An 11,989-nucleotide genomic window follows, 5' to 3' on the forward strand; every position below is an offset into this window, starting at 1 on the left:
CTTGATTGTCACCAAGTCGATAAGCTGAGTTCATGACAAGTCTGCGGCAGCTCGAGTACCTGGTCACGGTGGTCGACACGGGCTCGTTCACCCGCGCCGCCGAGCAGCTGCACGTAACGCAGCCGGCGTTGTCGCACCAGATGCGCGCCCTCGAGCGCAGCCTCGGCGGCCCGCTGCTGGAGCGGCTGCCGCGCGCGGTCCGGCTCACCCCGATGGGCCGGGCGATGCTGCCGCACGCGCGGGCGGCGCTGGCCGACGCGGAGCGAGCGCGCTGCGCGGCCCGGCTCGCGTCCGGGACGGCGGCGGGCGAGCTGCAGGTCGCGACGGTGTACTCGGTCAGCCTCGGCGTGCTGCCGCCGGCGTTGCGCGTGTGGCGGCGCGACCGGCCCGAGGTCGACGTCCGGCTGATCGAGTTCCGGCACGCCGACGAGCTGCGCGAGGCGATGGCCGCGGGCGAGGCCGACATCGCGCTCGGCCCGCGGCCCGGCGGCTGGGCGGGCCCGGTGCGGGAGCTGGGCGTGGAGGAGTTCGTCGTCGTGCTGCCCGCCGACGGCGCCCGCGAGGACGACAGCACCGGCGAAGTCGACCTGGCCACGCTCGCCGGCTGCGCGTGGGTGCACTACGCCCCGGGCAACGGCCTGGCCGAGCTGGTCGACGCGGCCTGCCTGGCGGCGGGCTTCCGCCCGCGAGCGGCGGTCCGCACCGAGCAGACGGCGGCCGCCCCGATCCTCGCGGCGGCGGGCCTGGGGCCCGCGTTGGTCCCGGCGAACGTCCTGCCGCCCCGCTTCGACGGCCGGGTGCTGCGCCCGAGCGTGCCGGTCCGCCGCACGCTGACGGCTTACACCCGCGGGATTCCGGACCCGCTGACCAGGGCATTCATCGAGACCCTCGCGGCGCACGCCACGGTTTAGCGGTCGAGGTTCGTTTCCGGCGGCCCGCCAAGCGCTCCACCTTGGGGCCCCGTGCCCCCACCGCCGACCTCAATGGAGGCACTTCGCGCCACAGCGTTCACTCAACGCATGAGGGCGCTTCGGTCCGAGCGGTAGCGCGTGACGCTAGAGGCGGCTGAGCCAGGGGTGCCGGCCGTAGGTGTTCTCCAGCGCCGTTGCCAGCCACTTCCGCTGCGCCGCATCGAGCACCGGCAGGGTGGCTTCGAAGTCCTGCTCGTCCTTGGGGCGGGTGCCGTGCGCCTTGGCGAACAGCTGCACCTCGGGAGCCAAATACGGAATACCCTCCGCCGAGATCCGGCCCAGCAGGGCGATTTCCCGGCGCACCAAGGGGTTCCGGCGCGAGACCCACTCGTCGTCCTGCGCTCGGTCGAACATGATCTGGAGCCGCCAGGGCGCGGACGCCGACGGGCGGCACCACACGTCGTCGATGTCTTCGCCCAGGACTTCGCCGGGCGCCCAGGGGCGCAGCGTGCCCGGCGGGTCCGCCGCCCACCACTCCCACGACGGCAGCGCCTCCTGGACCGCGCGCTGGTCGCGGCGCAGCAGCAGGACGTCGATGTCGGCGTGCTCGCGGAACGCCCGGCCCACCGCCAGCTCGATCGCGTAGCCGCCGGCGATCCACCACGGCGCCCGGACCTGCGCGAACAGCTTGGCCGCCTCGGGCAGGGTCGCGGGCTCCCAGCTCACGAGACGCCGATCCCCGCCAGCAGCGGGCCCGTGAACGGCGTCGCCGTGACGTCGTGGACCCGTGGGGCCCACACCGCGTGGCCGTGGCCGGACCAGAGCGGTGCCACCGGCAGGTCGCGCAGTAGCTGGTTCTCCGCCAGCCGGTACAGCTCGCCCGCCTCCTCCGGGGTGGTCGCCGCGTCGGCCAGCTCCAGGTTCTGGCGGAAGACCTCGTCCGTGTAACCAGACTCCGCGGCCAGGAGCGACAGCAGCTCGTACGGGCTCCCCGTCGCCAGCTTCACGTCCACTGTGGATGGACCGTCGAGCCGGCCGGTGTGCGGGGCGGCCTGTGCCGTCACGGAAACGTCCAGTGCCCGGTGCAAGCCGACCACCAGGGTGCGCGTCCAGGCTTCCGCGCCGGGTCCGAAGTAGACAGTGGCGCCGCCGGGGAAGTTCGCCTGCTTCAGGAGCGCCTTGCCGGCCGCCGCGTCGAAGCTGCACGGACGGCAGGTGCCCGCACGCTCGCCCGGCGCGTCCGCGGGCGGCAGCATGGCCTTGGCCGGGTCGACCTGGTGCGCGAGCGGGCCGGCCTCCAGCGCCGCGCGGTCGACGCCGAGGGCGAAGCCGTGGCGGACCGTCGCGTCGGCGAAGCGGGGGTCCGCCACCGGGAACGCCAGGTAGCCCGCCTGCGGGAGCGCCCACGTCACGTGGTGGTCGTCGCCGAAGTCGGGGTGCATGGCTTCGTGCTTTTCGTCGGGCACTTCGGTCGCGAGGTCGAGCTTGCCGGCCTTGACCGCGTCGTACTGGGCGGCCGGCTCGCTGACCCGCAGGTCGATCTCCTCGGCCTTGCCGGCGCCGACGCGCTTGAGCGTGCCGCCCGAGCCCGGCCGCCACCCGCCGTCGAGCCGGTACGGGCCGTTGCCGACCGGCGCCTTCGCGAAGCCGTTCCAGTCGCGGGAGGCGAGCACCGACGCCGGCAGCGGGACCAGGCCCGGCGCGGCGAGCAGCGCGGGTACCTGGCCGGACGGCCGGTCGAGGGTCAGCGCGATCGTGTCCGGGGCCGCCGCCCTGATCTCGCGGGCGTGCAGCAGCTTGGTGAGCACCGGCGAGGACACCCACTGCTCACCGGCGATCATGCGCCAGGTGTCCACGTAGGACTGAGCGGTGACCGGGGTGCCGTCGTGGAACGTGGCCGGCCGCAGCTTGACCGTCCAGTGCACCCGGTCGGTGCTCTCGATCGCCGTCGCCGCCTGCGGGGTGACCTTCCCGGACGCCGCGTCGTAGCCGGCGAGCGGAGTCCACAGTGCGCTCGTCACCAGCCGGCCCGCCTGGTCGTCGAGGTCGGCGGGCAGCAGCGTCGCGGGCTCCCGGATACCGACGGTCAGGACTCCGGGCCGGGCGGGATCGGAGGCGGAACACCCCGTGGCGGCGAGGGCCACGGCGGCGAGCAGGACGAACAGGCGCATGCGAAAGTCCTACCAGTCGGAAGGCAACGAAAGACGGTTGTGTCCGGTTGATCTCCGTCGTACCGTTCGGGTGGTCACGCTCGGAGCGTTCTGGGAGGTTTCGCGTGCGCACCTGGTTGCGGTCGTGCTTCGCCGCCGTCACCGTCGGCGCCACGCTGGTCGCGACCGGGCTGCCGGCCGCGGCCTGCGGTGAGGACGACAAGCCGGCGACCCCGGCCGCCCGCACGGCGGGTGACCCCGGGGCGATCAAGAACGTCAAGACCGTCGGCAACGTGCCCGACGCCGCCGGCGCCATCTCGATCAACTTCCTCGACTACGGCCGCCGCGACGTCATGGTCGTGTCCGGCGAGTTCGGGCTCAAGGTCTACGACCTGACGAAGAACCCGGCCGCGCCGAAGCTGGTCGGGCAGGTCAGCCTGCCCGGGCTGTGGGAGACCGAGGACACCGAGGTCGACCAGGGCCGCAAGCTGGTGTTCCTCTCCCGCGACCCGCGCGCGTACGGCGGCACCACGCGCACCGGCGAGTCCGGCATCTACGTCGTCGACGTCTCGAAGCCCGAGGCCCCGGCGATCCTCAGCTACGTCCAGGTCCCGGCCGGCCACACGACCAGCTGCGTCGACGGCTGCCGCTACCTGTGGACCGGCGGTCCGGCCAAGGCCGAGAACCAGCCGGCCGACTGGGGCGGGCGCCCGATCTGGGTCACCGACATCCGCGACCCGAAGCACCCGAAGGTGAACCCGGAGCCGATCGAGCTGGCCCGCAACGACGGCAAGACCGACTACGTGCACGACGTGCAGGTCGACGCCGACGGCGTGGCCTGGGTGTCCGGCCGCGGCGGGGTGCGCGGCTACTGGACGAACGGTGTGCACCGTGACCCGCTGACGAACAAGCTCCGCCGCGCGACGGCGCACGAGCCGATCCCGTACGCCGGCGGCGGCATCGCCGAGACGGCGGCGCCCTCGCGGTTCATGCACAACAGCTTCCACCCGGCCGGCCACCGCATCGGCGACGGCGCCTGGCGCGGCCAGGACCTGATCTACGCGACGGAGGAGAACTTCGTCGACGGCTGCGCGGGCGACGGCGTCCTGACGATCTCCTCGCTGAAGGGCTCCTACCACGGTGAAGGCTGGCGCTCGACGCCGGAGAAGCCGTTCCGGCTGGAGAGCGTGGGCACGTGGAGCGTCAACGGCCAGGAGGGCAGCGACCCGGCCTCGGACGACTGCTCCGCGCACTACTTCGACGTCCGCGGCAAGGTCCTGGTGCAGTCGTTCTACGCGCAGGGCACCCGGTTCCTCGACGTCAGCGACCCGACGAACCCGCGGCAGATCGCCTACTACCGCCCGGCCGACGCGAGCGCGTGGGCGCCGTACTGGCACGGGAAGTACGTGTACGTGGCCGACAACACCCGCGGCGTGGACGTCCTGCAGCTCACGAAGTAGCCGGCGCGGGGGGTCGCCGTCCAGCTGGCCAGCAGGCGCAGCTTCTCCTCGGACGGTGACCCCGTGTCCGCGCTGTAGACGATGACGCTCTGCCCCTGCCACTGGAAGCCGCCGCCGGGGTTGCCCGGCGGCGGCCTCCGGTGTCCTAGTGCCGCAGCCAGACCGCCGTGTCCGTGGGCAGCTCGCCGTCCAGCGGGCCGCTGGCCAGCACGACCTCCCCGGCCGGCAGCGGGACCGGCGCGGCCGAGAAGTTCAGCGCGAAGGTGAACCCCCGCCGGAACGCCAGCACCTCCTCACCCAGCGAGAGCCACTCGAGCGGGCCGCCCGGGAGATCCCGCCGCAGCCGGAGCCCCGCGCGGTACAGCGACAGCATCGACGCCGGGTCCGCCGCTTCGGCCTCGGCCGTGTACTCCCTCCATTCCGCGGGCTGCGGGAGCCAAGCGCCGCCGCTGCCGAACCCGAACGGCGGCTCGGTCCCGGACCACGGGATCGGGACCCGGCAGCCGTCGCGGCCCGGGTCGGCGCCGCGGGTGCGGGCGAACACCGGGTCCTGGCGCAGGTCGTCGGGGATGTCCAGGACCTCCCACAACCCCAGCTCCTCGCCCTGGTAGACGTACAGCCCGCCGGGCAGCGCCAGGGTCAGCAGCGCCGCCGCGCGCGCCCGGCGGGTGCCCAGCTCGCGGTCCACCGGGAGCTCGTGCAGCCGGTCGGCGAACGAGAACCCCGTGTCCCCCTGCCGCCCGTAGCGGGTGACGTGCCGGGTGACGTCGTGGTTCGACAGCACCCACGCCGCCGGGGCGCCGACCTCGTCGTGCGCCTTCAGCGTGCGGTCGATGACGTCGCGGAAGCGCTCGCTGTCCCACGGGCAGACCAGGAAGTCGAAGTTGAACGCCGAGTGCAGCTCGTCGCGGCGCAGGTAGCGCGCGGCCCGCGCCATGTCCGGCAGCCACATCTCGCCGACCAGCACGCGCTCGCCGCCGTAGCTGTCGGCGATCTTGCGCCACGAGCGGTAGATCTCGTGCAGGCCCTCCTGGTCGGAGAACGGCGTCTCGTCGCCGTCGTCGACGTCGGGCAGGTGCGGGTCCTTGACCAGCCCGTCGGCGACGTCGATGCGGAAGCCGTCCACCCCGCGGTCGAACCAGAAGCGCAGCACGTCCTCGAACTCCGTGCGGATCTCCGGGTTGTCCCAGTTGAAGTCGGGCTGGCGGGAGCTGTAGAGGTGCAGGTACCACTCGCCGTCTCCCGCGCGGGTCCACGCGGATCCGCCGAAGCGCGACTTCCAGTTGTTCGGCGGCTCGCTGCCGTCCGGGCCGCGGCCGGGCCGGAACCAGAACCGTTGCCGCTCCGGCGAACCCGGGCCCGCTGCGAGCGCGGCCCGGAACCAGGGGTGCTCGTCCGAGCAGTGGTTGGGGACGATGTCGATGATCACCCGGATGTTCCGGGCGTGCGCCTCGGTGATCAGGTCCTCCGCCTCGGCGAGCGTGCCGAACAGCGGCTCGATGTCGCGGAAGTCGGCGACGTCGTAGCCGCCGTCGTCCATCGGCGACGGGTACCACGGCGTGAACCAGATCGCGTCGATCCCCAGGTCGGCCAGGTGGTCCAGCCGGGCGCGGACGCCGGCGAGGTCGCCGACGCCGTCGCCGTTGCCGTCCGCGAAGCTGCGGATGTACACCTGGTAGATCGCCGCGCTCCGCCACCAGCCGGTCTTGTCGGTCACGAAAGTGCCCCTCCTCCTTGTAGTGGACAGGTCAGCCCTTGAGGCTGCCGGCGGTCAGCCCGGCGAGGATCTGCCGCTGGAAGGCCAGGAACAGCGCCACCATCGGCAGGCTGGCCAGCACCATCCCGGCGACGAGCACGTTGAGCGGCATGTCGATCGCCACCCGCTGCAGCATCACCGAGAGCGTCTGCTTCCCGGTGTCCGGGAACACCAGCAGCGGCCAGATGAAGTCCTTCCACGCGGTGACCACCGCGAGGATCGACACGACGGCCAGGATCGGCCGGGAGATCGGCAGGATGATCCGCCACAGCGTGCGCACCGGCCCGGCGCCGTCGAGCCGCGCCGCTTCGATCAGCTCGTCCGGGATCTGGTCGAAGAACCGCTTCAGCAGGTAGATGTTGAACGCGTTCGCCGCCGCGGGCAGCCAGACCGCGGCCGGCGAGTTGATCAGGTTGAGGTGCAGCAGCGGCAGGTCCGTCACGGTCACGTACGTGGGGACCAGCAACGCGGTGGCGGGCAGCATCAGCGTGGCCAGCATGAGCCCGAGCACGACGTTGCCGAACTTCGGGCGCAGCTTCGACAGCGCGAACGCGGCCGGGACGTCGATGGCCAGCTGAGCCAGCCACGCGCCGCCCGCGACGACGAGCGTGTTGAGGAAGTACTTGCCGAGGCTGAGCTGGTCCCAGGCGTCGGCGAAGGTTTCCGGGTGCCACTCGTGCGGGACGAGCGTCGCCGGCGTCTGCGCCAGTTCCTGCGGCGACTTCATCGCGCCGGTCACCGCCCAGTAGAGCGGGAACATGAAGGCGAGGATGAAGACTGCCAGGGTGCACGCGAAGACCACGCCGTAGACGAGCTTGCCGCGCGGGCTGCGCAACGCGCCGGGGGAGACGAGGGTCCTCATGACTGGTCCGCCTTCCGCGTCAGCCGGACGTACCACGCCGAGAACACGCCGAGCGCCACGAACAGCAGCAGGCTCAGCGCGCTCGCCGAGCCGAAGTCGTTGTAGACGAAGGCGTAGCGGTACAGGAGCAGGAGCACGGTGACCGTCGAGTCGTCCGGGCCGCCGCCGGTCATCACGTACGGCTCGGTGAACACCTGCATGGTGGCGACGATCTGCAGCAGCAGGAGCACCAGCAGGACGAACCGCGTCTGCGGGAACGTCACGTGCCGCAGGCGTTTCCACAACCCGGCGCCGTCGAGTTCCGCGGCTTCGTAGAGCTCGCCGGGGATCGTGCCGAGCGCGGCGAGGTAGATGAGCGTGGTGCTGCCCATGTTGGCCCACGTCGAGACGAAGACCAGGCTCAGCATCGCCGTGCCGCTCGAGTCGAGCCACTGGCCGCCGGGGAGGCCGACCGCGCCGAGGGCGGAGTTGAACAGGCCGGGACCGGGGTCGTAGAACCACTTCCACATCAACGCCGTGACGACGGGCGGCAGCATCACCGGCAGGTAGACGGCGAGCCGGAAGAACGCCTTGGCGTGGCGGAGTTCGTTCAGCAGCACCGCGGTGAGGAACGGGACGGCGAAGCCGAAGACCAGCGCGAGCCCGGTGAACAGCAGCGTGTTGCGCCAGGCGATCCCGAAGAGCGGGTCTTCGAAGAGCTTCGCGAAGTTGTCGAAGCCGACCCACGTGGGCGCGTTGACGAAGTCGACCTGCTGGAAGCTCAGCAGCACGCCACGCCCGATCGGGTACCAGGAGAACAGGGCGAACACCACGAGCGCGGCGCAGAGCAGGCCGTACGCGGTGACGTTCTCCTTGAGCTTGCGCTTCAGTCTGGTGCGGTTCGCCGGGGTGGCGGCCGGGCGCCCGGCCCGCGACGGTTTCGCCGCGGGCCAGGCGAGCAGGCTACTTGACCTGGGCGAGGACACTGTTGACCTTCGACGCGGCGGAGCTCAGCTGCTGGTCGATGTTCGCGTTCTGGTCGGTCAGGACGGCCTGCATGACGCTGTCGAGCGCGGCGTAGATCTGCTGCGCGTTCGGCGGCTCGATGCTGCCCTTGATCCGGCTCGTGGTGTCCACATAGGACTTGTAGTTGGCGGCGGGGACGTTGGCGTACTTGGCCTTCAGTGTCAGCTGCTGCTCGCGGACGGCGCCGGTCCAGACGTCCGGGGTCGGCTCGGCGGGCAGTCCGACCGGCTGCTTGCCGTCGACGTACTGCTGGATGTGCTTCTCGAAGCGGTCCGGGTTGAGGTACTTCCACTGGATCCACTCGAGGCCGGCCTTGACCTTCTCCGGCGACGCCTTCGGGTTGATCATGTAACCCTCGCCGCCGAGCAGGGTGCCCTGGCCGCCGGGCATGCCGGCGATGCCGTAGTCCTCGTACTTGCCGTTGAACTGCTTGACGAGCACCGGGACGTTGTCCGGGGCGGCCATGTACATGCCGAGCTGGCCGGCGCCCATCATGCGCTGGACGTCCTGGGCTTCGAGGAGCTGCTTGGCGCCCATGGAGTTGTCGGTCCAGCGCATGTCGTGCAGGTACTGGAGGGCCTGCTTGCCCTTCTCGTTGTCGAAGTCGGCGACCCACTTGTCGCCGTCCTTGCGGGCGATGTCGCCGCCCATCGAGTAGAGCCAGCCGGTGAGGTGCCAGCCGCCCTGGTTGTTCTTGCTGTAGTCGGCGTACCCGACGACGCCGTTGCCGAGCGCGGAGATCTTCTTCGCGGCTTCGCGGACTTCGTCCCAGGTCTGCGGCGGCTTGTCGGGATCGAGCCCGGCCTTCTGGAACAGCGGGCGGCTGTAGAGCAGGCCCATCGTGTAGTTCATCGTCGGCAGGCCGTAGAGCTTGCCGTTCGCGTCGCGGAAGTTGTCGAGAAGTTCCGGCTTGATGTCGTTGACGTGCGGAACGCTCTTCGCGGCTTCCGTGATGTCGGCGGCCTGGTGCCGGGCGATGATCTGCGCCGGGTCGGTGAAGTAGACGTAGTAGACGTCTTCGAGCTGCCCGCCGGCGAGCTTCGCGGAGAACGTCTTGGGGTCCATGAACCCTTCGTGCGGATCGATGTCGATGTTCGGGTGGGACGCCTCGAACTCCTTGACGTCGGCGTCGAAGACGCTGCGCTCGAACGGCTGGCTGGTCGGCGGCTGCCCGGTAACGGTGATCTTGACCTTGCCGCCGGCCTGGGTGCTTGCGCTGTCCCCGCAGGCGGCCAGGCTCAGGGCGAGCCCGCCCGCGGCGAGCAGGCACAACGTTCGGCGGGAGACGGTTCGGGACCAAGTGCTGCTCATCTCAAGCCCTCTTCTCGGGTCGCGACGGCTGTCACGTGATTGCGGTCACTCTAAAGTGGGAGACGCGATGACCGCAATAACCCGACGAGAATCTGCAACTTACGAACAGACTGTGATGCCTTTCGGGCGTGGATCGTGGGGCGTCCGGCGTGCGCGACCTTCCGCTGGGCTCATCCACATCGGGTGAGGGCTGTGGACAGCCACGCTCGAGCGGCGTCTTTCGCGGCTTTGTGTCGGGCGGGACCGATAAGCTGGACTTGGGCACGCCCCCTAGGGAGGGCGGGGGAGTTTCGGGGCGGTCGGAGGGGCTGCTTCAGGTGGCTCCACCGGCGTGAGCGGCAGGCTGACGCGCGGACCTGCACCCCAGCCAGACCTCCCCACGACCCCCGACCGGGCACCCAGCCAGACCTCCCACGGCTCCCGACCAGGCACCCACCCAGACCCCCCGCAACCCCGATCCGAAGCCCCAACACGGCCGGTGGTGCCGGGTCAAGGCACGCTTTCCCGCCTTGACGCGGTACCACCGGCCGTAGTCACAATTCCGGCTTCGGGGTGGTGGGGCGGCGGCCTCTGGCTTCGGGGTGGTGGCCGCCGACTCGGGCTTCGAGGCGGTGGGCCCCCGCCGCCCGTCGGGCCGAGGCAACCCGGCATCACCCAGGACGGCCGCACCCTCAGCCGCCTCCCGAGCCCTCCTCCGAATCCCCACAGAACCAACGACTTCGCCGGAACCCTGCCCAGGGAGGCCGCGGAGTTCCGGGGCCAGATCCCGGAAAGCGCACACAAGAAAGGCGCGACAGCTCGCAAGCCATCGCGCCTCTCGGGCCGCAGGGGTCAGGCGATGCGGCGCGCGGTAGACCCCCGCACCACCAGCTCCGGCGCGAACAGGAGCTCCTCCGCCGCCACCTCGCCGCCGTTGATGCGCTTGACCAGCAGTTCCACCACTGCTCGCCCCATTGCCTCGATCGGCTGGCGGGTGGTCGTCAGGGGCGGGTCGGTGCAGTTCATCAGGGCCGAGTCGTCGTAGCCGACCACCGAAACGTCCTCCGGCACCGAAAGCCCCTGCCGTCGGGCCGCGCGGATTGCGCCCAGTGCCAGCAGGTCGCTCGCGCACAGCACCGCCGTCGCCCCTCGGGGGTACAGGCGGGCCGCCGCCGCGTGGCCGCCTTCGATCGAGAACATGCCGTGCTCGACCAGCTCGTCCAGCACCGGCAGCCCGAGCTTGGCGGCGTACGAGCGGAACGCCTCCAGTTTGCGCTGCGACGGGACGTGGTCCGACGGGCCCAGCACGAGCCCGATCTTCTCGTGCCCGAGCGAGCTCAGGTGCCCGACCACCTGCTCGACGGCCACCGCGTCGTCGCACGAAACCTGCGGCAGGCCGAGGTGGTCGACCGCCGCGTTGATCAGCACCGTCGGCAGCCGGCGCTCGACCAGGTGGTGGTAGTGCGTGTGGATCGCGTCCGCCTGCGCGTACAGCCCGCCGGCGAACACCACGCCCGACACCTGCTGCTGCAGCAGCAGCTCGACGTACTCCGCCTCGGACACCCCGCCCGCGGTCCGGGTGCACAGCACCGGCGTGAACCCCTGCTGGGCGAGGGCGTTGCCCATGATCTCGGCCAGCGCCGGGAAGATCGGGTTCTGCAGCTCCGGCAGCACCAGCCCGACCAGGCGGGCCCGCTCGCCCCGCAGCTGGGTGGGCCGCTCGTAGCCCATCACGTCCAGTGCGGTGAGCACGGCGGCCCGGGTGCTGGCCGAGACCCCGGACCGGCCGTTGAGCACCCGGCTGACCGTGGCTTCGCTGACCCCGACCTGGCGGGCGACTTCGGCAAGACGACGCGTCATGGCTGAAACTTTACAGCAACCGAGCGCAAAAGTACGACGTGCGAAACCGCTCCGAACTGGTGATCAACGGTCATGGAGCGCGCACACCCCGTTCCTAGCTTGGCGTCGTGACCAGCACCCTTGATCGCACCACCACGTCTCGCGGCCTGACCGCGCTCGGCGCGCTCGCTCTCGTGCTCGCCGCCTACCGCGGGTTCCGGCTGCCGGGCGACTGGGCCGTGACGCTCGAGGCCGTCTCGGTGACCGACGGCTTCCACCGCCGGTTCCTCGTCGGCACCCTGCTCCACCCGCTCGCGCTCGCCACCGGGTACGCGTACTGGGTGTTCGCGGCTGCCGCGTTCGCCGTCCTCGCCGCGCTGCTCGGGGTGGTGGCCGTCGCGTTCGCCCGCGCCCGGCACCCGGCCCGGAAGCTCCTGGTCGCCGGCTGGCTGCTGCTGCCCTCCGGTGGATTCCTCTTCCACGAGGTCGGCTACTTCGACCAGGTGCTCTACCTGCTGCTGTTCGCCGCGTTGTGGCAGCTGCCGCGCCGGCCCGAGGTGGCCTCCGGGCTGCTGACGGCCGCGGTGTTCACCCACGAGATCGCCCCCCTCACCGTCCTCCCGGTCTTCGCGGTCGTGCTGGCCCGGCGGTTCCCGGTGCGGAACACGGCGATGCTGCTCGTGCCGCCCATCGTGGCGGAACTCGCCGTGCTCGCG

9 protein-coding genes are annotated in these 11,989 nt (G+C 71.3%); 2 read left to right on the top strand and 7 right to left on the bottom strand.

Annotation, left to right across the window (positions count from 1 at the left end):
• Positions 1-32 precede the first annotated feature (32 nt).
• Positions 33-911, top strand: a complete 879-nt coding sequence (locus ACWED2_RS33565) for a LysR substrate-binding domain-containing protein (protein ID WP_449694524.1) — start codon at positions 33-35, stop codon at positions 909-911.
• A 144-nt stretch (positions 912-1,055) separates the two neighbouring features.
• Here ACWED2_RS33565 and ACWED2_RS33570 read toward each other — a convergent pair whose 3' ends face one another.
• Positions 1,056-1,637, bottom strand: coding sequence for a nucleotidyltransferase domain-containing protein (locus tag ACWED2_RS33570; protein ID WP_449694525.1), 582 nt, complete (start codon positions 1,635-1,637; stop codon positions 1,056-1,058).
• A complete protein-coding gene (locus ACWED2_RS33575) occupies positions 1,634-3,082 on the bottom strand; it encodes a peptide ABC transporter substrate-binding protein (protein ID WP_449694526.1) in 1,449 nt (482 codons plus the stop codon). Before ACWED2_RS33575 ends, ACWED2_RS33570 begins: the two co-directional genes overlap by 4 nt.
• Positions 3,083-3,186: 104 nt before the next feature.
• On the opposite strand from ACWED2_RS33575, the gene ACWED2_RS33580 reads away from it, so the two are divergent.
• A complete protein-coding gene (locus ACWED2_RS33580) occupies positions 3,187-4,521 on the top strand; it encodes an LVIVD repeat-containing protein (protein ID WP_449694527.1) in 1,335 nt (444 codons plus the stop codon).
• Positions 4,522-4,666: 145 nt separating this feature from the next.
• Here the strand turns inward: ACWED2_RS33580 and ACWED2_RS33585 are convergent, their stop codons facing one another.
• The 5 genes from ACWED2_RS33585 to ACWED2_RS33605 form a co-directional block, all read right to left on the bottom strand.
• Positions 4,667-6,238 (bottom strand): glycoside hydrolase family 13 protein, encoded by a 1,572-nt coding sequence (locus ACWED2_RS33585; protein WP_449694528.1) that lies wholly within the window; start codon positions 6,236-6,238, stop codon positions 4,667-4,669.
• Between the two features lie 31 nt (positions 6,239-6,269).
• Positions 6,270-7,139 carry a carbohydrate ABC transporter permease gene (locus tag ACWED2_RS33590; protein ID WP_449694529.1) on the bottom strand — a complete coding sequence of 290 codons (870 nt, stop codon included), beginning with the start codon at positions 7,137-7,139 and terminating at the stop codon, positions 6,270-6,272.
• Positions 7,136-8,104: a carbohydrate ABC transporter permease gene (locus tag ACWED2_RS33595; protein WP_449694530.1), complete on the bottom strand. Its 969-nt coding sequence runs from the start codon at positions 8,102-8,104 to the stop codon at positions 7,136-7,138. Before ACWED2_RS33595 ends, ACWED2_RS33590 begins: the two co-directional genes overlap by 4 nt.
• Complete coding sequence (locus ACWED2_RS33600; protein WP_449694531.1) at positions 8,082-9,455, bottom strand: ABC transporter substrate-binding protein; 1,374 nt, start codon at positions 9,453-9,455, stop codon at positions 8,082-8,084. Before ACWED2_RS33600 ends, ACWED2_RS33595 begins: the two co-directional genes overlap by 23 nt.
• Before the next feature lie 831 nt (positions 9,456-10,286).
• On the bottom strand, positions 10,287-11,294 hold the full coding sequence (locus ACWED2_RS33605) for a LacI family DNA-binding transcriptional regulator (protein WP_449694532.1): 1,008 nt from the start codon (positions 11,292-11,294) through the stop codon (positions 10,287-10,289).
• Positions 11,295-11,989 lie beyond the last annotated feature (695 nt).

The organism is Amycolatopsis sp. NPDC005003 (genome assembly GCF_053600695.1).

Bases quoted from the DNA above. Each gene is read 5' to 3' on its own strand.
- ACWED2_RS33605 (WP_449694532.1), bottom strand. From the start codon at position 11,294: ATGACGCGTCGTCTTGCCGAAGTCGCCCGCCAGGTCGGGGTCAGCGAA.
- ACWED2_RS33590 (WP_449694529.1), bottom strand. From the start codon at position 7,139: ATGAGGACCCTCGTCTCCCCCGGCGCGTTGCGCAGCCCGCGCGGCAAG.
- ACWED2_RS33575 (WP_449694526.1), bottom strand. From the start codon at position 3,082: ATGCGCCTGTTCGTCCTGCTCGCCGCCGTGGCCCTCGCCGCCACGGGG.
- ACWED2_RS33600 (WP_449694531.1), bottom strand. From the start codon at position 9,455: ATGAGCAGCACTTGGTCCCGAACCGTCTCCCGCCGAACGTTGTGCCTG.
- ACWED2_RS33565 (WP_449694524.1), top strand. From the start codon at position 33: ATGACAAGTCTGCGGCAGCTCGAGTACCTGGTCACGGTGGTCGACACG.